Here is a 20,397-nt window from a genome sequence, read left to right as displayed (position 1 = left end):
GAGGGGGTCCCCACGGATGCAGCTTACCACGGTTGGCAAAGAGGTTTTGCGGGGAGCGCGGAAGGCCCGGGAACTCCAAGAGGCCGGGGCCGGCGATCCCACGGTTCAGGACCGCTTACGGAAGCTCAAACAGGTGGAGGCGCTCAGGAAATACCGGGTGGGCTGGCCCGAGATCCAGGAGCTTTTGGGGATCAGCCGGGCCACCTATTACCGCTGGCGGAAACGCCTCAAGGAAGAGGGCCTTGCCGGTCTTAAGCCTCGGTCAAGACGTCCTCAGCGCTTGCGGCGGAGGATTTACTGGTCTTCGGATCTGCTGATCCGGGTGGAAGCCCTAAGGAAGGAGAACCCCACCTGGGGCCGCTGGCCGATTTGGCTGACCCTAAGGAAGGAGGGCTTTGCGGTGAGCGAGCGTACCGTGGGGCGGATCCTGGCCTACCTGGAAGCACACGGCTGCGTGGAAAGCGTAGCGGCCTTTCTGGCCCAGGCCCGGCGGGGGAAGGGGGGGCGAAGACCCAGGAGGCCCTATGCGCAAAGGAAGCCCAAGGGATACGAGGTGGGTCACCCTGGCGACCTTATCCAGGTGGATACCCTCACCGTGACCCTGGGCCCTGGGGAGACGATCCAGCACTTCTCGGCCGTCGACCTCTTCACCCGTTTCTCCCTTGCGGAAGTCCACACCCGAGCCACGGCCAACCTGGCGGCCAGCTTTCTTGCCCGCCTGATGGTGCGAGCGCCTTTTCCTATCCGTGCGGTGCAGGTGGATGGGGGCAGCGAGTTTATGTCCGATTTTGAGGAGGTCTGTGAACGTTTGGGCGTTAAGCTCTTCGTTCTTCCTCCGAGGAGCCCCAAGCTCAATGGTCACGTGGAGCGGATGCAGCGGACCTTTAGGGATGAGTTCTACACACGACCGTTGCCTTCACAGATCCCCGAGCTCCAAAGGGAGCTTGACGCCTACCTGGACCACTACAACCGCCGGCGACCCCACCGGGCCTTGGGGGGCCTGGCCCCTTTAGAGTACCTGGCTAGAATACGGGGGGAGGCGGTCCCCACAGAGTCTCAAATGTGTTGACCGACTACACCGCCCTGGCCTCCTTTCTCGTGGGGCTGCTCCTGGGGCTCCTCGGCTACCCCGGCTTTTACGTCCTCCCCTGGTTCATGATCGCGGTGGCGGTGGTGGCCAGCGTGCACGGCCTCCCCTGGGGGCTTCTGGCCAGCGCCCTCGCCGCAAGCGCCCTGGCCCTCTTCCCCCAGTTCAGCGGGGTAGCCCTGGCCCTCCTCCTCCTCTCGGCCCTCCTCGCCCACCAGGTGGGGAAAAGCCTGCGCAGGGCCCACCGCCGCGCCCGAAGCCTGGCCCGGGTAGAGAGGCTTTTGGCCTCGGCCCTCGAGGCCCTCCCCCAGGCGGAGGACCGGGAGGCCCTTCTCCAAAGCCTCCCGGAGCGCCTCTTGGCCCTGGGGGAAAGGGGGCACGTGGGGGTCTGGGTGCCCCAGGGGGGTGGGTTTCGCCGGCTTGCCAGCCGACCGCCCATAGGCTTGGACTGGATTCCGGAAACCGGGGTGGTGGGCCGGGCCTTCCGGGAGGGGCGGCCCATTTACATCCCCGACGTGCGCAAAGAACCCGCCTACATCGCTCCCCCCGGTCAGGAGGTGCTTTCCGAGCTCGCCCTGCCCCTCTTTGAGCGGGGGGACGCGGTGGCGGTGCTCAACCTGGAGCGCCGAAAACCCTTCCTCCCCGAGGAGGTAGCGGGCCTTAGGCGCTTTGCCCAGGCGGTCAGCCTCCAGCTTTCCCGCCTGGCGGACCTTAAGGAGCGGAGAATCCTGGCCGAGCTTGCCGAAGGATTGGCGAGGGCCGAGACCCTGGAGGAGGCGGCAGAGGGAGCCCTCGCCCTTCTCGTAACCTCCTTAGGCCTGGAGTCGGGGACCCTCTGGGAAGTCCGGGGCGCGCGGATGCAGGCCCTGGCCTCCCACGGCGTGCGGGAGGCAAGCCTCCTCCGGGTGCTGGAGGAGGGCCTGCCCTTTGGGGTGGGCCTCGCCTGGCGGGTCTACGAGACGGGGAGCCCCTTCTTCGCCGCCCACTACGCCGAGGAAAGCCAGGGGGTTGCCGCCCTCAAGGCCTTGGGCTGGCGCACCTTCGCCGCCCTGCCCGTCCCCTCCCAAGGCGCCCCGAGAAGCCGCCGGGTGCTGGTCTTGGGCCAGCGGGAAGAGCGCCCTTGGCCCAAGGCGGAGGTGGACCTCCTCCTTTCCGCCTGCCGCACCCTGGGTCTGGGGCTGGAGCGCCTCACGGAGAGAGCCCGGCACCAAGCGGTGAACCGCCTCTTCCTGGACCTTTTGGAAAAGCCCCTGGAGGCGCTCTACCCGGAGGTCCTGGAGGTGGCGGTCCGGCATGTGCCCAGGGCGGAGGCAGGGAGCCTCCTCGTGCTGGAGGGGGGCGTCTACCGTTTCCGGGCGGCGGTGGGATACGACCTGGAGGGCCTAGAGGGGGCGGCCTTCGGCCTCGAGGCCCAGCTCCTCTGGTACGGCCGAGGCAAGGAGGGGGCCCTAAGGGGCGAGCCCCGGGTCTTAAGCGCCGCGGAGCACCCCATCGCCGAGATCAGCCACGAGACCGCACCCCCCGAGGTCATGGACACCGCGGGCCGGGTCCGGGAAATCCAGGCCAACCTCTGCCTCCCGGTTCCCCATAAGGACCAGGTCCTGGCCTACCTGAACCTGGACAACCTCCACGATCCCCAGGCCTTTGGCGAAGATTCCCTGGAAGCGGCCCGCTTCTTCGCCGCCCCCCTCGCCACCCTGCTCCACGAGAGCCAGACCCGCAAGCTCCTGGAGGAGGCCGCCCTCACCGACCCCCTCACGGGCCTCCCCAACCGCCGGGCCTTTGAGCAGGCCTTCCTGGAGGAGCTGAAGCGGGCCGAGCGCTACGGCTACCCTCTTTCCCTGGCCCTCCTGGACCTTACGGGTTTCAAGCTGGTGAACGACCGCCTGGGGCACGCCGTGGGGGACCAGGCCCTCATGAAGGTGGCCGAGGCCCTCCTGGGGGAACGGCGCAACGGGGACAAGGTCTTCCGCTGGGCCGGGGACGAGTTTGCCGCCCTCTTTCCCCACACCGGGAAGGAAGGGGCCATCAAAGCCGCCTTCCGCTACGCCAAGGCCATCGCCAAACTCTGCTTTGACGGCCTCTGCCTCGGGGCGAACATCGGCCTGGCCACCTTCCCCGAGGACGGGAAAACGCCGGACGAGCTCCTCTCCGCCGCCGACACCCGCATGTACCAGGCCAAGGCCCAGGGGGTCGCGGTGCTGGCCTAGGCCTCTCCCCTACCCTGGGAAAGAGGGGCTGAACCCGGCCAGACACATGTGAAACTGGACGAGTAAAAATGTGGGGACCACTCTAGGAGAGAGGGGGTCCCCACGGATGCAGCTTACCACGGTTGGCAAAGAGGTTTTGCGGGGAGCGCGGAAGGCCCGGGAACTCCAAGAGGCCGGGGCCGGCGATCCCACGGTTCAGGACCGCTTACGGAAGCTCAAACAGGTGGAGGCGCTCAGGAAATACCGGGTGGGCTGGCCCGAGATCCAGGAGCTTTTGGGGATCAGCCGGGCCACCTATTACCGCTGGCGGAAACGCCTCAAGGAAGAGGGCCTTGCCGGTCTTAAGCCTCGGTCAAGACGTCCTCAGCGCTTGCGGCGGAGGATTTACTGGTCTTCCGATCTGCTGATCCGGGTGGAAGCCCTAAGGAAGGAGAACCCCACCTGGGGCCGCTGGCCGATTTGGCTGACCCTAAGGAAGGAGGGCTTTGCGGTGAGCGAGCGCACCGTGGGGCGGATCCTGGCCTACCTTGAAGGGAGCGGACGCGTGGAGAGCGTGGCCAGTTTTTTGGCCAGGAGGGGAAGGGGAAAGGGAAGGGGAAGGCCAAGGAGGCCCTATGCGCAAAGGAAGCCCAAGGGATACGAGGTGGGTCACCCTGGCGACCTTATCCAGGTGGATACCCTCACCGTGACCCTGGGCCCTGGGGAGAGGATCCAGCACTTCTCGGCCGTCGACCTCTTCACCCGTTTCTCCCTTGCGGAAGTCCACACCCGAGCCACGGCCAACCTGGCGGCCAGCTTTCTTGCCCGCCTGATGGTGCGAGCGCCTTTTCCTATTCGTGCGGTGCAGGTGGATGGGGGCAGCGAGTTTATGTCCGATTTTGAGGAGGCCTGTGAACGTTTGGGCGTTAAGCTCTTCGTTCTTCCTCCGAGGAGCCCCAAGCTCAATGGTCACGTGGAGCGGATGCAGCGGACCTTTAGGGATGAGTTCTACACACGACCGTTGCCTTCACAGATCCCCGAGCTCCAAAGGGAGCTTGACGCCTACCTGGACCACTACAACCGCCGGCGACCCCACCAGGCCTTGGGGGGCCTGGCCCCTTTAGAGTACCTGGCTAGAATACGGGGGGAGGCGGTCCCCACAGAGTCTCAAATGTGTTGACCGACTACACACTCTTGACAGAGACCAGAATAACCGGGTACCTTGTCCAGCGTAAGGCAGCAGAGGAGGCAGACGATATGAGAAAAGCCCTGGCAGTTGTGGTCGGCCTTGTAGCCCTGGCAGGAGTGGCCAGCGCCCAAACCTTTGTCTGGCCGCAGAAGTGGACGGTGGCCAAGCCCTCTGAGGTCAAGAGGGGCGGTACCCTGCGGGCAGCGGTTATCTCCGACTACCGGACCTTTAACCCCTTTATCGCCGCAGAGGCGGGGAACGTTCCTGACATCATCTCCGGAGATAGGGGCCTGGTGACCCGGGATCCCACCACCGGGGACTGGATCCCTTACATGGCGGAGTCCTTTACCGTAAGCCCCAACAAGCTGGAGATCACCTTCAAGATCCGCCGGGGGATGAAGTGGTCCGACGGCAAGCCCATCACCGCCGACGACTGGATCATGACCTGGCGCATCCACACGGATAAGGCGGTGGGGTCCAACAGCTACGACTCCTTCTTTATTGACGGCAAGCCTATCACCCTGCGCAAGATTGACGACTACACCCTCCGCTTCATCTATCCCAAGACGGATGCGGAAGCCTTTGCCGTGGCCATCTTTGCGCCCTGGCCAGCCCACATCTTCGGGCCCGTCTACCAGAAGGAAGGGGCCGAGGGCATCAAGAAGATGTGGACCCTGAACGAGAAGCCGAATAACATTGTTTCCGGCGGGCCCTGGCTCATTGAGAGCTACCGCCCCGGGGAGCGCCTGGTTCTGAAGCGCAACCCCGCCTTCGGGGAGTGGAACAAGGACGAGGCGGGCAACCCCCTTCCCTACCTGGACCGCTACGAGATCAAGATCGTCAAGGACGTGAACGCCCAGCTGGCGGAGTTCCTGGCAGGCAACATTGACCTCATGGCCCCCGCCACCGTGGACCACATCTCTCAGATTCGCCAGGCCATCCAGCAGGGCCGCCTGGACGCCACCATTAAGGTAAACGCCTCCCCGGTGGCCACCAGCCAGTTCATGGTCTTCAACTGGAACAAGGCCTCGGATCCCTTCAAGCAAAGCCTCTTCCGCTCCGACAAGTTCCGGCGGGCCATGAGCCACATCGTCAACCGCCAGGCGGTGATTGACATCGTCTACGGTGGCCTGGGCACCCCCATGTACACCAGCGTCTACCCCGTGCTCACCCAGTGGATCAACCCCAAGGTGCCCAAGTACGAGTACAACCCCAAGCAGGCGGCGAAGCTTTTGGCCGAGCTGGGCTTCACCAAAAAGGACAAGGACGGCTACCTGGTGGACAGCAAGGGGCGCCGCCTGGAGTTCAACCTGGCCACCAATGCCGGAAACAACCAGCGGGAGCAGATCGCCAAGCTCATTGTGGACGAGGCCAAGAAGGTGGGGGTGAAGGTGAACTTCCAGGCCATTGACTTCAACACCTTGGTGGGGCAGCTTCTCTCCTCCGGACCCGACCGGCCCTTTGACGCCATCATCATTGGCCTTAGCGGCGGTGGCCTGGACTGGCCCTTCGGTTCCAACGTGGTGCCCTGCAAGGGTAACCTGCACATGTGGAACAAGTCGGGCCAGTGCCTGGACCCCAGGGAGACCCAGCTGGATGCCCTCTACTCCCGTGGCCGCACCGAGCTGGACTTCAAGAAGCGGGTGGAGATCGGCTACCGCATGCAGGAGATTGAGGCCCAGCTCCTTCCCGTCATCTACATCGCCGGGCCCAACTACCACCCCGCCTGGAACAACCGCCTGGGTGGGGAGCACCCCGATGCCATCATCAGCAGCATCTGGGGCCAGCGGGAGCTGGAGCTGACCTTCATCAAGAAATGAGCTAGCTGTAGAGTATCCCCGGGGTCTATCGGCCCCGGGGATACTTTGGGAAGCCATGACCGCATACATCCTTCGCCGAATCCTGTACCTGATCCCCACCTTCTTCGGGGCTACCTTCCTGGCCTTCCTCATCATCCAGCTGGCCCCGGGGGATTACCTGACCCAGCTGGAGCTGGATCCCAAGGTAACCCCGGAGACCATCGCCCGCCTTAGGGCCCAGTTCGGCCTGGATCGGCCCATCTACGAGCAGTACCTCCTCTGGATGAATAACCTCCTCCACCTCAACCTGGGCTACTCCTTCGCTTTCCAAGCGCCGGTTCTGGAGATCATCTGGCCTCGAGTGGTGAACTCCATGGTAATCGTCATCCCCTCCACCCTTCTTCTGTACCTGGTGGCCATTCCCATCGGGGTCTACGGGGCGGTGCGCCAGTACTCCTTGGGGGACAGGATCCTTTCCTTTCTGGCGTATATCGGGCTTTCCGTGCCCAGCTTTTTCCTGGCGCTCATCGCCATCTACGTGCTTCTCCAGATCAAGTTCCGCACGGGTACCCTTATCTTTCCGGTTTCCGGCATGACCAGCAGCGGCTTTGAGCAGCTACCCCCCTTAAGGCAGCTTTTGGACATCGCCTGGCATGCGGTGGTGCCTGTGCTGGTGGCCACCGCCAACGATATCGCCGGGCTTTCCCGCCTCATGCGGGGGCAGATGCTAGAGGTCTTGGGGCAGGACTACATCCGGACCGCCCGGGCCAAGGGCTTGGCCGAGCGGGTGGTCCTGTACAAGCATGCCTTTCGCAACGCGGTGATTCCCTTTGTGGCCACCTTGGGCGGGCTTCTTCCCAGCCTGATCTCGGGAGCGGGGTTCGTGGAGGTGGTTATGGCCTGGCCGGGTATTACCCCCTTTTTCCTGGACGCCATCGCCAACCAGGACCTTTACGTGATCGCCGGTTTTCTCACGGTGAGCCTGGTCCTCTTGATGATCGGCAACCTCATCTCCGATCTCCTCCTGGCCTGGGTGGACCCCAGGATCCGCTACGAATAGGGGTGATCTGTGGAACGCCTTTCGTCTTCTACCGCCCGCACCCAGCTGGTTTTGCGCCAGTTTCGCAAGCACCGCCTGGCGGTCTGGGGCGGGCGCATTCTTCTGGTGCTTTACCTGATGGCCGCCTTCGCCGGGTTTTTCAGCCCCTACGATCCCAACTACTATGAGCTCTATCCCCCCAAGGGGAACCACCCGCCCACCCGAATCCACTTTGTGGACCCCGAAACGGGAAGGCTCAGTCGGCCTTTTGTCTACGCCACCAAACGCAGCATTGATCCGGTAACCCTCCAGCCCCGTTACGAGGAGGATCCATCCCAGGGCAAGTTCTACCTGCGCTTTTTCGTGCGAACCCCCGACCAGCCCTACACCGTCTTCAAGGTGTTCCGCTCCGACCTAAGGCTCATTGGGGTGGATCCCCCGGGGCGCATCTTCCTTATGGGTACGGATAACTTTGGCCGGGACCTCTTCAGCCGGATCGTCTACGGGGGGCAGGTATCCCTTACCATCGGTATCCTTTCCGCTTTGGTTTCCTTCGCCCTGGGGCTCTTGCTGGGGGGCATCGCCGGCTACTTTTCGGGGCGGCCCTTTGCCCTTTCCCTCCCCCCTCGAGCCTGGCGCGGCTGGAGCGGGGTGCTGGGGCTTGTGGGCCTTCTTCTCTGGCTGGCAGTGGCCGCTGGCGTTCTTTTCTTGGCCTGGTCCTTTGTGCGGCTCAGCCCTGGCAAGGGTGTCTTTTCCCTGGCGGTGGATGGGGTCGTCCTGCTCCTGGGTTTTGGGGGAGCCCTTCTTATCCTTTGGAAGGTTTTCCGGGAGCCTTTGAAGCTCGATCCTGACGACCTCATCATGCGCACCGTGGAGATCATCGCCGCCATTCCCAGCCTTTTCCTCCTCATCTCCTTGCGGGCGGTGTTTCCCACCAACATTGATCCGCTCATCACCTTTTACCTGGTGGTGGGGCTTTTGGGCTTCATCGGCTGGGGGGGATTGGCCCGGGTGGTGCGGGGGATCGTCCTCTCCGTGCGGGAGATGGACTACGTGCAGGCGGCCAGGGCCTTGGGGGCTTCGGATGGGCGCATCATCGCCCGCCACATCCTGCCTGCCACTGCCAGCTATGTGATCGTGAGCCTCTCCCTGACCATACCCGGCTTCATCCTGGGGGAAAGCGGGCTTTCCTTCCTGGGGCTTGGGGTCACGGAGCCCTACACCAGCTGGGGGCTTCTCCTGCAATCGGCCCAGCAGGGGGGGTTTGCCTCCTTCACCGACCGGCCCTGGGTGCTGTGGCCCGGGTTCTTCATCTTCCTTTCCGTGCTGTCCTGGAACTTCCTGGGCGATGGCCTGCGGGATGCCTTGGATCCCAGGCGGAGGCAGTAGGCCCTTCTCTTTTGACCCGGTATGGCGTATAACGGATGAGGTGTTTAGACGGCGGTGCTCAAAGGAGTACGCATGGATGAAAAGCGGTTACTGGAGGTGAGAGACCTTAAAGTCCACTTCTTCACCGATGACGGAGTGGTGAAGGCGGTGGACGGGGTTTCCTTCCATGTGGACAAAGGGGAAACCCTGGCGGTGGTGGGGGAGTCGGGGTCGGGCAAGAGCGTGACCTCTTTGGCCATCATGCGCCTGATTCCCACGCCTCCCGGCCGGATCGTGGGGGGTCAGGTCCTCTTTCGGGGGAAGGACGGGCAGGTGAAGGACCTCACGCGGCTTTCCGAGGCGGAGATGCGGAGGATCAGGGGCAACGACATCGCCATGATCTTCCAGGAGCCCATGACCTCCTTAAACCCCGTGTACACGGTGGGGGACCAGATCGCCGAGGCCATCATGCTCCACCAGGGGAAAAGCCGCAGGGAAGCCATGGAGCTTGCGGCCCACATGCTGGACCTGGTGGGGATTCCCGAGCCCAAGAAGCGGCTTGCCAACTACCCCCATCAGATGTCCGGGGGAATGCGGCAAAGGGTGATGATCGCCATGGCCCTTTCCTGCAATCCCTCCTTGCTCATCGCCGACGAGCCCACCACGGCTTTGGACGTGACCATCCAGGCGCAGATCCTGGAGTTGATGAAGAGGCTCCAGGAGGAGCTGGGGATGGCCATCCTCTTCATCACCCACAACCTGGGGGTGGTGGCGGAGATGGCGGACCGGGTGGTGGTGATGTATGCCGGGCGGGTGGTGGAGCAGGCGGAGGTAGTCCCCATTTTCAAGGATCCCCTCCACCCCTACACCCGGGGGCTTCTGCACTCCGTGCCCCGGCTGGACCTGGCGGCGGAGCGGAGGGAGCGCCTCGAGGCCATCCCCGGCAATATGCCCAACCCCTTGTACCTGCCCCCGGGATGCGCCTTCCACCCCCGGTGCAAGCACTACGTGGAAGGCCTTTGCGACCGGGAGGTGCCACCCCTGGAGGACACGGGTGACGGCCGCCAGGTGCGGTGCGTGCGCTGGCGGGAGATCCGGGAGGTGCGGGCATGAACGGCAACCATGTCCTCCTGGAAATCCGGGACCTGAAGAAGCACTTCCCCATCCGCGGCGGGATCCTCTCCCGGGTGGTGGGAAGCGTCAAGGCGGTGGACGGGGTTTCCTTTGCCATCAAGAAGGGGGAGGTCCTGGGCCTGGTGGGGGAGTCGGGAAGCGGCAAGACCACGGTGGGCCGGACCCTGCTCCGCCTCATCGAGCCCACGGGGGGGCGCATCCTCTTCGACGGACAGGACATCACGGACCTGCCCAAGGACAAACTCCGCCCCTACCGCCGCCGGATGCAGATCATCTTCCAGGATCCCTTCAGCTCCTTGAACCCCCGCATGACCGTGGGGGACATCATCGCCGAGCCCCTCATCATCCACGGGATCGGCAAGACGCCCCAGGAACGCACGGAAAGGGTGGCGGAGCTTCTTAAGCTGGTGGGGCTTTCCCCGGACCACATGCGCCGCTACCCCCATGAGTTCTCGGGCGGCCAGAGGCAAAGGATCGGCATCGCCCGCGCCCTTGCGGTGGCCCCGGACTTCATCGTGGCGGACGAGCCGGTTTCCGCTTTGGATGTATCCATCCAGGCCCAGGTGGTGAACCTTCTTCAGGACCTTAAGGAGGAGCTGGGCCTGACCCTCCTCTTCATCGCCCACGACCTGGCGGTGGTGGAGTACATCTCCGACCGGGTGGCGGTGATGTACCTGGGCAAGGTGATGGAGATCGCTTCTTCCCGGGAGCTTTACCGCAATCCCAAGCACCCCTACACCGAGGCCCTGCTCTCGGCGGTGCCCATCCCCGACCCCACGGTGAAGCGGGAGAGGATCGTGCTCCAGGGGGATATTCCCTCGCCCATCAATCCCCCTTCCGGATGCGTGTTCCGTACCCGCTGCCGCTACGCCCTCCCCGAGTGCGCTCAGGTGGTGCCGGAGCTTAAGGAGGTGGCCCCCGGCCACTATAAGGCCTGCATCCGGGACGACATCTTGTAGGTTTTAGGGAGAAGGCCCCGGCGGATCCCGCCGGGGTATACTTTTTTCATGTTGGTCCAGGACGTGATGCGCTTCCCCGTGATCACGGTGGGGCCCGGGGTGACCCTCGAGGAGGCCTACCACCTCCTTTTGGAGAAGGGCATCCGTCACCTGCCGGTGATGGAGGAGGGAAGGCTGGTGGGGATCATCACCGACCGGGATATCCGCCTGGCCACCAGCCACCTAAACCCCAAGGGGCCTTGCCCTGGGTGCGCCCAGGTGGGGGAGGTGATGACCCGGGAGGTGGTCACCGCCCATCCCCTGGATCCCGTGGAAGAGGCCGCCCGGGTGATGCGGGAAAGGAAGATCGGCTGCCTGCCCGTGCTGGAGGATGGCGCTTTGGTGGGGATCGTCACGGGGATTGACCTTCTGGACGCGCTCCTTAAGCTCACCGGGGTTACGGAGCCCTCGGGCCGCCTCGAGGTGCGCCTCCCCGACCGCGTGGGGGAGCTCTTCCGGCTTACGGGGTTTCTGGCAAAGCGGGGGGTGAACATCCACTCCCTTCTTTCCTACCCGGAGGACGGGGATGTGGTGCGGGCCGTGGTCCGGGTGAACACCCTGGAAACCCACCTTCTTGCGGAGGGGCTACGCCAGGAGGGGTTTGAGGTGCTCTGGCCCCCCAAGAAGCCATGGTGATCTACCGGGACGAGTACCGCCTGTACAACTTCGGTCCTAGCCACCCCTTCAGCCCGGTGCGCCTGGAGATGCTTACTTCCCTCCTTAAGGCCTTGGGGGTGTGGCGGGAACCGTTGGCTCCCCCCGAGGCCACCCGGGAGGACGTGCTTTCCGTGCATTCCGAGCGCTTGGTGAAGCGGGTGGAGGCGGCAAGCCGGGGGGAGGGGGTGCCCGATTTGGAGCATTACGGCTTGGGCACGGGGGACACCCCGGTCTTTCCCGGCATGGACCGGGCGGCCAGGATCCTGGTGGGGGGCACCCTGGAGGGAGCCCGGCGGATCCTGGCGGGGGAGAAGCGGGTGCTCCAGCTGGGCGGGGGTCTACATCACGCCCAGTACGACCGCTCCAGCGGCTTTTGCGTGTACAACGATCTATCCGTGGCCATCCGGCACCTGGTGCGCTCGGGGCTACGGGTAGCCTACCTGGACATAGACGTCCACCACGGGGACGGGGTGCAGTGGATCCACTACGAGGAGAAGGAAGTCCTGACCATAAGCCTGCACGAGTCTGGCCGCTACCTTTTCCCCGGTACCGGGCACGTGCACGAGATTGGGCGGGGAGAGGGGGTGGGGAGGAAGCTCAACCTGCCCCTGGAGCCCTTCACCGAGGACGAGAGTTACCTGGAGGTCTTTGAGGCCCTGGTGCCCTGGGCTCTTGGGGCCTTCCGCCCGGATGTGCTGGTGGTGCAGGCAGGGGCCGATGCCCACTTCTTGGACCCCCTGGCCGACCTTCTCCTCACCACCCGGGCCTACGAAAGGGTCTTCCGCCTTGTCCTGGAGTATGCCGAGGCCTACGCGGGGGGCAGGGTGCTCTTTACTCTGGGGGGTGGGTACAGCCTGGATGCCACGGCGAGGGTTTGGGCGCTCCTTTACCTGATCTTCCAGGGATTGCCCCTGGCCGAGCGCCTGCCCGAAGGGTGGCTTAGGGAGTGGGAAGCCAAGCTGGGGAAGCCCTTGACCCCCACCCTGCACGATCCCGAGGCGCCTTACCCGGAGATTCCCAGGAGGCAGGAGATAGAGAAGCGGAACCGCCTTACCCTGGAAAGGCTCACGGAGTTGGTGCGCCCCCACCTGGTACACTAGCGGGATGAAGCTGGTGTTGCGCCTTCCCGAGCGCAAGGAGGTGGAGGTAAAAGGGGATAGGCCCCTAAAGGAGATCCTCCTGGAGCTGGGCTTGAACCCGGAAACGGTGGTGGTGATCCGGGGGGAGGAGCTCCTCACCCTGGACGAGAGGGTGGGGGAAGGGGAGACCCTCGAGGTCCTCTCCGCCATCTCCGGGGGGTGGGGTGAAAGCGGCCATGGTGTGTAAGGTTTGCGGCGAGAAGGCCCAGGTGGAGCTTCGGGGCAGGGGCTTTTCCCTGTGCAAGGCGCACTACCTGGAGTGGTTTGTCAAGGAAACCGAGCGGGCCATCCGCCGCCACAGGATGCTTCAACCGGGCGAGCGGGTTTTGGTGGCGGTTTCCGGGGGTAAGGATTCCCTGGCCCTTTGGGATGTGCTTTGGCGGCTCGGCTATGAGGCGGTGGGGCTTCACCTGCAGCTCGGAATCGGGGCTTACTCGGAAAGGAGCCTTGAGGTTACGCAAAGCTTTGCCCAGGACCGGGGCCTCGAGCTTTGGGTGGTGGACCTGCGCCAGGCCTATGGCTTTGGCGTTCCGGAGCTGGCGGAGCTTTCGGGGCGCGTGGCCTGTTCCGCCTGCGGCCTTTCCAAGCGGTACATCATCAACCAGGTGGCGGTGGAGGGGGGCTTTAGGGTGGTGGCCACCGGCCACAACCTGGACGACGAGGCGGCGGTCCTCTTCGGCAACCTCATGAACCCCCAGGAGGACGCCCTGGTCCGCCAGGGGCCGGTGCTTCCCGAAAAGCCGGGCCTGGCCGCCCGGGTCAAGCCCTTCTTCCGCTTCAGCGAGCGGGAGGTCCTCTCCTACACCCTCCTAAGGGGGATCCGCTACCTGCACGAGGAGTGCCCCAACGCCAAGGGGGCCAAGAGCCTCCTTTACAAGGAGGCCCTAAACCTGGTGGAGCGGGAGATGCCCGGGGCCAAGCTGCGCTTCCTGGAGGGGTTTCTGGATAGGATCCAGCCCCGCCTGCAGGCGGCCGAGGAGGTGCAGCTGCGGGAGTGCGAGCGCTGCGGCTACCCCACCACGGGGGCGGTGTGTTCCTTCTGCCGCATGTGGGATGGGGTGTACCGCCGGGCCAAGAAGCGGCGCCTTCTCCCGGAGGAGGCCGAGTTCCACCCCCTGGCGCCGGTGGCGCGCCTGGGATGAGAAAATCCCCCGGGGCCAGCCCCGGGGGTTCTTGGTGGGCGCGAGAGGACTTGAACCTCCGACCCCTACCGTGTCAAGGTAGTGCTCTGGCCACCTGAGCTACGCGCCCATGCTTTGGAGGCGCCGGCCGGATTCGAACCGGCGAATGGAGGTTTTGCAGACCTCTGCCTTACCACTTGGCTACGGCGCCAAGCCGTAAGGTATGGTAGCACGCGGGGAAAAGGCCTGTCAAGAAAGGCCATTCTCATGAGTAAAGTGCTATGATGCCAGAGAATGGCTGAGGTTTTTGTTCGCCTGCGCAGAGGAAGGTGGCCTCTTTCCAAGGGGCTTCTGGTGGAGGCGCTTTTGCCCTTGGGGGTGCCCCTCGAGGCCGCCCAAGCCGTGGCCCACACCGTGGAGGAGAGGTTGAAGGCGGAGGGGCAGCTGGCCGTGCCCCCTCGGGTCTTGCGCCGGGTTTTCTTGGAGGAGGTGGCCCGGGCCCTGGGGGAGGAGGTGGCGGATAGGCTTTCCAGGCAGACCCTTCCCTTTGAGGAGATCCTGGTGCTCCAGGGGAGGAAGCGCCGTCCCTTTTCCAAAGGGCTTCTGGCGAGGAGCCTCGAGGAGGCGGGTTTTTCCTTGAAGGAAGCCCACGACCTGGCCAAGGAAGTGGAAGGGCATCTCAGGCAAGAAGGGGTCAGGCAGATCTCCGCCCGCCGCCTGGAGGAAATGGTGGCCCAGGTGGTGGGCCGGGCCCTGGGGAAGGGGGCTCGCAGGCGCTACCTCCAGCGCCAGGCCTTCGCCGGGGAGCTTTTCGTGGAGGAGGAAAGCGGCGAACCCCGGATGCCTTTCTCCAAAGGTATCCTGGCCCAGTCCCTGATGGGCATTGGGTTCTCCCCTGAGCGGGCGTACCGGCTGGCCCGGGAGATGGAAAAGGCCCTGCGCCAGGAGGGGCGGAGGGTGATCCGGCGGAATGAGCTTCGGGAAAGGGTGTACCAGGCCCTTCTAAAGGAGGCGGGGGAGGAGGTGGCCAGGCGGTACCTGCTCCTTAGAAGCCTGAGGCGAAGCGCCCGCCCGGTGCACATCCTCATCGGTGGGGTAACCGGGGTGGGGAAGAGCGTGCTGGCCTCGGCCCTGGCCTACCGCTTGGGCATCACCCACATCGTTCCCTCCGATGCCGTGCGGGAGGTCTTCCGGGCCTCCCTTTCCCAGGACCTCCTTCCCACCTTACACCTTTCCACCTTTGAGGCCTGGAGAGCCCTTCTGCTGGACCTGAGCGGGGAGGAAAGCCATGAGGTGCGGGTGATGCGGGGCTTTTTGGACCAGGTGGCCCGAGTGGCGGTGGGTTTGCGGGCTATTCAGGAGCGAAGCGCCCTCGAGGGGACCTCCATCGTTCTGGAAGGGGTTCACGTGGTCCCCCGTTACCTGGACCATCCTTACCGGGAGCGGGTCCTCACTGTACCCATGCTGGTGGTGCTTCAGGACGAGAAGCTTCACCGGGACCGCTTTCTCCTTAGGGACCGGGAGACGGCCCACGCCCGGCCGCAGGAGAAATACCTCACCCACTTCGCCGAGATCCGCCTCATCCAGGAGCACCTCCTCCGCTGGGCCCAGGAGGAGGGGATTCCCGTTATCCCTGGCGAGGATCTGGATGAGGCAGTGGAGAAGGCCTTGGAGGTCCTGGTGGCCTACCTCGAGGCCCATGGCTCCCGGGAGGTGGCCCGTGCTTGAGGTGCTCGGGTTTTTGCTCCTCCTCTTCCTGGCCTTTCGCTGGCAGAACCGCCTTCCCCTTTGGGCCTTGGGGGTCTGGGTCAATCTCATCTGGTTTGTGTATCAAAACGAGCTGGGCTCGGGGTGGCTGGCCTACCTAAGGGGCCTGGGTGTAGGAATCTTCCTGGCGGCAGGGTACGGCAGGCCGGGATTGGCCTGGGCCCTCACCCCTTGGCCCCTCCTCCTCTACCTGCGCCTGGATGTCCGGGAACTCCTCCTTTACCTGCCGGCCCTGGGAGAGGGGATGCTCCTTGGAGCCCTCCTCTACCTGGCGGGCTTGCGCAAGCGGTAGACCAGATAGGGAAGGCCTACCCCCAGGGCACCCCCTGTGAGGAAGGGGATGGGGTGGCCGAAGAGGAGCTGAAGGAGGAAGAGCAAGGCGAAAAGCCCCACAAAGAAGGGCACAAGAAAGGGCTTCTCCCCATAGGCGACGCCCATGGTGCCCACGAAGAGGCCCACGGCCAGGGCCATTCCCTCCTGGTTGGGGCGCAGGAAGAGAAAGTAGGCGTAGGCGGCCACACCCAGGAGGGCCAGGCTTTGGGATAGGCGGTTAGGGTTCATCAGGTCCAGTTAAAGCGTTTGACCAGCACCTGGGAAAGGGCCAGGGCTACCCCGCCCCAGGCCACCTGGGGCTCCTGCCCCAAAAAGCCCATGACCGCGGAGAAGACCCCCGCCACGAGAAAGAAGGGGACATACTTGGGGTTTACGGTGAGGCCCAGGACGAAGGCCACCAGAAACCCCGCTATCCCGGGGGGAAGGGTGGCTCCCAGGACCATAAAGAAAAGCATGAGGGCGATGGTGATGGCCCCTGCCAGGTAGTAGGCTCCGGGGAAGGGTTCCTTGGGCTTCCTGCGGGCGTCTTTGGCCTCGGACATGGCCCAAGCTTATCACAATAGCCCCGCGGCCTCGGCTACCGCCTCGAGGTTCGCTGGCACCGGGGGTAGAAGCTCGGCCACCTTTTCCGCGGTGGCCGGGTCCTTGAGGCCGTGGCCCGTGAGGGTGAGGACCACGGTGCTTCCCGGATCCAACCGATCCTCCCTGAGGAGCTTCCACACCCCGGCCATGGCGGCGGCGGAGGCGGGCTCGCAGAAGATTCCTTCCTCCTGGGCCAGGTAGCGGTAGGCGAGGAGGATTTCCTCGTCTGTCACTGCCTCTATCGTCCCGCCGGATTCCTCCTTGGCCCGCATGGCTCCTTGCCAGCTGGCCGGGTTGCCGATGCGGATGGCGGTGGCCAGGGTTTCCGGCTTCTCCACGGGCCGCCCCAGGACCAAGGGAGCGGCGCCCGCCGCCTGGAAGCCCAGCATCCGGGGGAGGCGGCTCGCCTTGCCCAAGGCGTGGTATTCTTTGTAGCCCATCCAGTGGGCGGTGATGTTACCGGCGTTGCCCACGGGCAGGGCGTGGTACTGGGGGGCATCCCCCAGCTCGTCCACCACCTCGAAGGCCAGGGTCTTCTGGCCTTCCAGGCGGTAGGGGTTCAAGGAGTTCACCAGGGCCACGGGATAGGCCTCGGTGAGGGCCTTGGTAAGGGCCAAGGCCTGGTCGAAGTTGCCTTCGATTTGGATAATCCGCGCCCCATGGACCAGGCTCTGGGCCACCTTGCCCAGGGCCACGTAGCCCGCGGGCAGGATGACGATGGCCCTTATCCCTGCACGGGCGGCGTAGGCGGCGGCGCTGGCGGCGGTGTTTCCCGTGCTGGCAGCCGCCACCGCCTTCGCTCCTTCCTCCACCGCCTTGGAAACCGCCAGGGTCATGCCCCGGTCCTTGAAGCTCCCCGTGGGGTTCAGCCCCTCGAACTTGGCATAGAGGCGTATGCCCCGTCTTTGGGCTTCCTCAGGGCCTTTTAAGGGCATCAAGGGGGTGGAGCCCTCCAAAAGGGAGATCACGGGCGTGTTGAGAGACACGGGAAGGTGGGCCCGGTACCGTTCGATGAGGGGAAGCCGCATGGGGATATGTTTCCCCCTAGGGGGCTAAGCCGTCAAGGGTTCCGGAAAGCCTTGCTCATGGGGTGGAGAAGGTCCAGAAAGGGCACGCCCTTATTCTACCCCGGGGAAGGGGGTTCCCTCTTCCGTGGGAGGCTTTGGGGCCGGGGCGGGCAGGTGGCCCAGGTGGCCGGAGAGGAAGCGAAAGAGGTCGGCGAGGAGGCCGCTGGCCGTGGCCCCGCCCCCGGCTCCCGGTCCCGTCACGAAGACCTCGCCCAGGGGCCTTGCCCGCACCCACAGGATGTTGCCCTGGGCCCGGGCTAAAGGGTGGTCCTGCGGCAGGCGCCTGGGGGCCACCGCCGCGCGCCAGCGCCCACCTTCCCCGTAGAGGCTTGCCACCAGGCGTACTTTTTCTCCTTGGGCTTGGGCGGTTTGGAGGATTTCCGGGGTGAGGCGGGTAATGCCCTGGGTTTTCACCTCCGGGAAGGGGAAAGCAGGGTCCACCAGAAGCCTGGCCAAAAGGGTGAGCTTGTGGGCGGCGTCTATGCCCTCCACGTCCAGGGTGGGATCCGCCTCGGCGTAGCCCAGACGCTGGGCCTCGAGGAGGGCTTCCTCATAGGTCCGCCTCTTTTCCATCTCCTGCAGGATGTAGAGGGTGGTGCCGTTCAGGATCCCGTGGAGCTCTACAAGCTGGCTTCCCCTGAGGGTTTCCGAAAAGGATAGGGCCGGGGTGCCGGCCATGACGCTGGCCTCGTGATAGATCAGCCCTTCCTCAGCGAAGGGGCGCAAGGCCTCCCAGGCCTCCGCCAGAAGGGCCTTGTTGGCGGTGATGAGGGGGATACCCGCTTCCAGGGCGGGGCGGACCAAGCTGAGGGGGGCCTCCACCCCACCCATGGCTTCCACCACCACGTCCGCCTGCAGGAGGTCCATGGGTTCGGTGTGCAGGAGTTCGTCAGGGATGGGCCTGGGCTTGGTCCTTTCCCGCACCAGTACCCCCAGAAACCGAGGGGAGAAGCCCAGGGCATGGAAGTCCTCGAGGCGCTCCTGGACCAGGGTGTAAAAGGCGCTACCCACGGTGCCTCCGCCCAGGAGGGCGATCTTCACCTCTTCCATGCCGGGGATTATACCAGCTTCCCCTCGGCCTTTGCCCTAAAGTGAAGCCGTGGAGGCCCGCCCGCTTCTAGAGGAAGCCCTTCGGGAACGGGGGCTTCTTTACGCCTGGGCGCCCCTGGCCATACCGGAGGAGGCGGAGGGCCGCTTCCGGCGCTTCCTGGCCGAGGGACGGCACGGGGGAATGGCCTATTTGGAGCGGGGCGTGGAGGCTCGTTTCCACCTGGAGCACCGCTTTCCCTGGGCGCGAAGCGCCCTGGTGGTCTTCGCCCCCTACGCCTACCCCGACCCCGGAATACCCAAAGGGGGAATCCGGGTGGGCCGGGTGGCCCGTTACGCCTGGGTCCGGGACTACCATCTGGTTCTGGGGGAGGAGGTTAGGGCCCTCGAGGGCCTGGCCCGAAGCCTGGGCGTAGAGGCCAAGGGGTACGTGGACCACGGGCCCATCCCCGAGCGAACCCTGGCCGCCCTCACCGGGATGGGCTGGATTGGCAAAAGCGGCATGTTTCTTTCCCAGGGGTTTGGGGTGCACGCCTTCATCGGCGTTCTTCTCACCTCCTTGGAGGTGGAGGCACCTTTCCCGAATCCAGGCCGCTGCGGCCGCTGCACCCGTTGCCTGGTTTCCTGCCCCACAGGGGCCCTTTTAGGGGACGGCACCCTGGATGCCCGGGTTTGCGTGAGCTACCTTACCGTGGAGCATAAGGACTTCATTCCCCCGGCCCTCTGGCCGGGAATGGGGGACTGGCTTTTGGGGTGCGACCTCTGCCAGGAGGTCTGTCCCTGGGAGCGGTTTGGCAAGGTGTGGCAGGGCTTTAGGCCGGAGCCCGAGCTGGCCCATCCCAACCTGGAGGAGTTCTTCCGCCTCTCGGGAAGAGCCTTTCAGCGGAAGTTTGGGGATGCCGCCTTCGCCCGTCCAGGGAGGACCCGCATGGCCCGGAATGCCCTCATCGTCCTGAGCAACCTGGGCCTGGGGGAGGATCTCCTGCGGGAGGCAGCGAAGGATCCCCATCCCTTGGTGCGCCGCACGGCCCTCCATGCCCTTTTTCTGGCTGGCTTGGGGATTGAGAGGTTTCTAAGGGATCCCGATGAGGGGATTCGGGCCGAGGCCTCAGTCCTCCTTGGGGAAGCGCCCCGTGCGGTAGACCTTTTCGAGGACGGGGGGAAGTCCCCAGGCCCTGAGGTCAAAGATGAGGGGTCCTAGGTCGTAGGGCACCTTGAGGAAGCGGACCTCGAGGGTTTCCGTGTCCAGGATCATGGCATCGGCCCCGGGCTCCCCGCTTAGGCTTAGGCCCACGCTACCTGGATCGGCTACAAGACCCATGCCCACCCGGCGAGAAAGGGGCAGGTGGCGCCCCCCCAGGAGGAGGACCGCGGCCCTGTACCGTTCCAGAAGCGGCACAAACGGGTTGGCCGGGCCCAGGAGGTCCAGGTGGCTTTCGGGGTTACCGGGGGTGCCGTGGAAGGCCACAAGCCGTCTTTCCCCGTAGATTTTGCGGTGGGATAGGCGCAGGGAGCGGAGATAGTCCAGCTCCTTTTCCGCAAGCTGGGACCGGGTCCACTCCAGGGTGGCCTTGCCCACGCCTTCGGGCAGGGTGCCCGGTAGAGGGTAGGCTACCCTTAAGTCCCAGGCCCCGGCGATGGCCGGAAGCCCTTCCTTGAGAAGACGGCGGATGACCTGCTTGGGATGGGGGCCGTAGCCCACCAGGTCCCCGAGCACCAGGGCCTCGTCCACGCCTTCATCCCGCAGGGCCTCGAGGGCCGCTTCCAAGGCGGGGAGGTTGGCGTGGATGTCCGAGAGGACCCCCAGGCGCATAGGTCCATTCTTTCATAGACCCTAGGAAAATCCCGTGAAAACCTGGCCCGTACCCTTTATGTTAGGAG

20 protein-coding genes and 2 tRNA genes are annotated in these 20,397 nt (G+C 64.9%); 15 read left to right on the top strand and 7 right to left on the bottom strand.

From position 1 onward, the window contains the following. The first annotated feature begins 16 nt into the window (after positions 1–16). The 12 genes from MI302_RS09190 to MI302_RS09135 all read left to right on the top strand — a co-directional run bounded on the left by MI302_RS09190 (position 17) and on the right by MI302_RS09135 (position 13,741). Complete coding sequence (locus tag MI302_RS09190; RefSeq protein ID WP_239725388.1) at positions 17–1,069, top strand: integrase core domain-containing protein; 1,053 nt, start codon at positions 17–19, stop codon at positions 1,067–1,069. Continuing rightward, complete coding sequence (locus MI302_RS09185) at positions 1,063–3,297, top strand: diguanylate cyclase domain-containing protein (RefSeq protein WP_370687336.1); 2,235 nt, start codon at positions 1,063–1,065, stop codon at positions 3,295–3,297. Before MI302_RS09190 ends, MI302_RS09185 begins: the two co-directional genes overlap by 7 nt. A 106-nt stretch (positions 3,298–3,403) precedes the next feature. Then, positions 3,404–4,456, top strand: a complete 1,053-nt coding sequence (locus tag MI302_RS09180) for an integrase core domain-containing protein (RefSeq protein ID WP_008633893.1) — start codon at positions 3,404–3,406, stop codon at positions 4,454–4,456. Positions 4,457–4,533: 77 nt separating this feature from the next. Then, entirely contained in the window at positions 4,534–6,285 is a 1,752-nt protein-coding gene (locus MI302_RS09175) for an ABC transporter substrate-binding protein (RefSeq protein WP_239725581.1), read from the top strand. 55 nt (positions 6,286–6,340) lie between these two features. Then, entirely contained in the window at positions 6,341–7,324 is a 984-nt protein-coding gene (locus MI302_RS09170; RefSeq protein ID WP_239725580.1) for an ABC transporter permease, read from the top strand. Positions 7,325–7,333: 9 nt separating this feature from the next. After that, entirely contained in the window at positions 7,334–8,692 is a 1,359-nt protein-coding gene (locus MI302_RS09165; RefSeq protein ID WP_054391950.1) for an ABC transporter permease, read from the top strand. A gap of 72 nt (positions 8,693–8,764) precedes the next feature. Further along, entirely contained in the window at positions 8,765–9,784 is a 1,020-nt protein-coding gene (locus MI302_RS09160) for an ABC transporter ATP-binding protein (protein ID WP_239725579.1), read from the top strand. Continuing rightward, on the top strand, positions 9,781–10,764 hold the full coding sequence (locus MI302_RS09155) for an ABC transporter ATP-binding protein (protein ID WP_126200073.1): 984 nt from the start codon (positions 9,781–9,783) through the stop codon (positions 10,762–10,764). The genes MI302_RS09160 and MI302_RS09155 overlap by 4 nt, the downstream gene beginning before the upstream one ends. A gap of 48 nt (positions 10,765–10,812) precedes the next feature. After that, positions 10,813–11,439 carry a CBS and ACT domain-containing protein gene (locus tag MI302_RS09150; RefSeq protein ID WP_239725578.1) on the top strand — a complete coding sequence of 209 codons (627 nt, stop codon included), beginning with the start codon at positions 10,813–10,815 and terminating at the stop codon, positions 11,437–11,439. Further along, complete coding sequence (locus MI302_RS09145) at positions 11,433–12,560, top strand: acetoin utilization protein AcuC (RefSeq protein ID WP_126203552.1); 1,128 nt, start codon at positions 11,433–11,435, stop codon at positions 12,558–12,560. Before MI302_RS09150 ends, MI302_RS09145 begins: the two co-directional genes overlap by 7 nt. Positions 12,561–12,564: 4 nt before the next feature. After that, the gene (locus MI302_RS09140) at positions 12,565–12,786 is read left to right on the top strand and encodes a MoaD/ThiS family protein (RefSeq protein ID WP_015717839.1); all 222 of its coding nucleotides are present in this window, start codon (positions 12,565–12,567) and stop codon (positions 12,784–12,786) included. Next, complete coding sequence (locus tag MI302_RS09135; protein ID WP_015717838.1) at positions 12,776–13,741, top strand: TIGR00269 family protein; 966 nt, start codon at positions 12,776–12,778, stop codon at positions 13,739–13,741. Before MI302_RS09140 ends, MI302_RS09135 begins: the two co-directional genes overlap by 11 nt. A gap of 32 nt (positions 13,742–13,773) precedes the next feature. Here the strand turns inward: MI302_RS09135 and MI302_RS09130 are convergent. After that, a tRNA-Val gene (locus MI302_RS09130) sits at positions 13,774–13,850 on the bottom strand. Positions 13,851–13,856: 6 nt separating this feature from the next. Next, a tRNA-Cys gene (locus MI302_RS09125) sits at positions 13,857–13,931 on the bottom strand. A gap of 83 nt (positions 13,932–14,014) precedes the next feature. On the opposite strand from MI302_RS09125, the gene MI302_RS09120 reads away from it, so the two are divergent. Together MI302_RS09120 and MI302_RS09115 are read left to right on the top strand one after the other, a co-directional pair. Then, entirely contained in the window at positions 14,015–15,448 is a 1,434-nt protein-coding gene (locus tag MI302_RS09120) for an ATP cone domain-containing protein (RefSeq protein ID WP_126178545.1), read from the top strand. After that, positions 15,441–15,779: a hypothetical protein gene (locus MI302_RS09115; protein ID WP_239725577.1), complete on the top strand. Its 339-nt coding sequence runs from the start codon at positions 15,441–15,443 to the stop codon at positions 15,777–15,779. Before MI302_RS09120 ends, MI302_RS09115 begins: the two co-directional genes overlap by 8 nt. On the opposite strand, the gene MI302_RS09110 is transcribed toward MI302_RS09115, so the two are convergent. The 4 genes from MI302_RS09110 to MI302_RS09095 form a co-directional block, all read right to left on the bottom strand. After that, positions 15,752–16,048, bottom strand: a complete 297-nt coding sequence (locus MI302_RS09110) for a hypothetical protein (RefSeq protein WP_015717835.1) — start codon at positions 16,046–16,048, stop codon at positions 15,752–15,754. The genes MI302_RS09115 and MI302_RS09110 overlap by 28 nt on opposite strands. Further along, positions 16,048–16,362 (bottom strand): hypothetical protein, encoded by a 315-nt coding sequence (locus tag MI302_RS09105; protein WP_015717834.1) that lies wholly within the window; start codon positions 16,360–16,362, stop codon positions 16,048–16,050. Before MI302_RS09105 ends, MI302_RS09110 begins: the two co-directional genes overlap by 1 nt. A 12-nt stretch (positions 16,363–16,374) precedes the next feature. Then, positions 16,375–17,430, bottom strand: a complete 1,056-nt coding sequence (gene thrC / locus MI302_RS09100; protein WP_019550296.1) for a threonine synthase — start codon at positions 17,428–17,430, stop codon at positions 16,375–16,377. Positions 17,431–17,520: 90 nt separating this feature from the next. Next, on the bottom strand, positions 17,521–18,519 hold the full coding sequence (locus MI302_RS09095) for a homoserine dehydrogenase (protein ID WP_126248697.1): 999 nt from the start codon (positions 18,517–18,519) through the stop codon (positions 17,521–17,523). A 49-nt stretch (positions 18,520–18,568) separates the two neighbouring features. Here MI302_RS09095 and queG point away from each other — a divergent pair, with 49 nt between their 5' ends. Next, positions 18,569–19,717 carry a tRNA epoxyqueuosine(34) reductase QueG gene (queG, locus tag MI302_RS09090; protein WP_239725576.1) on the top strand — a complete coding sequence of 383 codons (1,149 nt, stop codon included), beginning with the start codon at positions 18,569–18,571 and terminating at the stop codon, positions 19,715–19,717. On the opposite strand, the gene MI302_RS09085 is transcribed toward queG, so the two are convergent. Then, positions 19,625–20,329, bottom strand: coding sequence for a metallophosphoesterase (locus tag MI302_RS09085; RefSeq protein ID WP_019550293.1), 705 nt, complete (start codon positions 20,327–20,329; stop codon positions 19,625–19,627). The genes queG and MI302_RS09085 overlap by 93 nt on opposite strands. Positions 20,330–20,397 lie beyond the last annotated feature (68 nt).

Source organism: Thermus sp. NEB1569, assembly GCF_022385295.1.
Lineage (GTDB): Bacteria > Deinococcota > Deinococci > Deinococcales > Thermaceae > Thermus > Thermus scotoductus.
This window is presented reverse-complemented; position numbering and strand designations above follow the sequence as displayed.

Coding starts and splice junctions, on each gene's coding strand:
- MI302_RS09190 (WP_239725388.1), top strand. CDS start 17: ATGCAGCTTACCACGGTTGGCAAAGAGGTTTTGCGGGGAGCGCGGAAG.
- MI302_RS09180 (WP_008633893.1), top strand. CDS start 3,404: ATGCAGCTTACCACGGTTGGCAAAGAGGTTTTGCGGGGAGCGCGGAAG.
- MI302_RS09175 (WP_239725581.1), top strand. CDS start 4,534: ATGAGAAAAGCCCTGGCAGTTGTGGTCGGCCTTGTAGCCCTGGCAGGA.
- MI302_RS09170 (WP_239725580.1), top strand. CDS start 6,341: ATGACCGCATACATCCTTCGCCGAATCCTGTACCTGATCCCCACCTTC.
- MI302_RS09160 (WP_239725579.1), top strand. CDS start 8,765: ATGGATGAAAAGCGGTTACTGGAGGTGAGAGACCTTAAAGTCCACTTC.
- MI302_RS09155 (WP_126200073.1), top strand. CDS start 9,781: ATGAACGGCAACCATGTCCTCCTGGAAATCCGGGACCTGAAGAAGCAC.
- MI302_RS09150 (WP_239725578.1), top strand. CDS start 10,813: ATGTTGGTCCAGGACGTGATGCGCTTCCCCGTGATCACGGTGGGGCCC.
- MI302_RS09145 (WP_126203552.1), top strand. CDS start 11,433: ATGGTGATCTACCGGGACGAGTACCGCCTGTACAACTTCGGTCCTAGC.
- MI302_RS09140 (WP_015717839.1), top strand. CDS start 12,565: ATGAAGCTGGTGTTGCGCCTTCCCGAGCGCAAGGAGGTGGAGGTAAAA.
- MI302_RS09135 (WP_015717838.1), top strand. CDS start 12,776: ATGGTGTGTAAGGTTTGCGGCGAGAAGGCCCAGGTGGAGCTTCGGGGC.
- MI302_RS09120 (WP_126178545.1), top strand. CDS start 14,015: ATGGCTGAGGTTTTTGTTCGCCTGCGCAGAGGAAGGTGGCCTCTTTCC.
- MI302_RS09110 (WP_015717835.1), bottom strand. CDS start 16,048: ATGAACCCTAACCGCCTATCCCAAAGCCTGGCCCTCCTGGGTGTGGCC.
- MI302_RS09105 (WP_015717834.1), bottom strand. CDS start 16,362: ATGTCCGAGGCCAAAGACGCCCGCAGGAAGCCCAAGGAACCCTTCCCC.
- thrC (WP_019550296.1), bottom strand. CDS start 17,430: ATGCGGCTTCCCCTCATCGAACGGTACCGGGCCCACCTTCCCGTGTCT.
- MI302_RS09095 (WP_126248697.1), bottom strand. CDS start 18,519: ATGGAAGAGGTGAAGATCGCCCTCCTGGGCGGAGGCACCGTGGGTAGC.
- MI302_RS09085 (WP_019550293.1), bottom strand. CDS start 20,329: ATGCGCCTGGGGGTCCTCTCGGACATCCACGCCAACCTCCCCGCCTTG.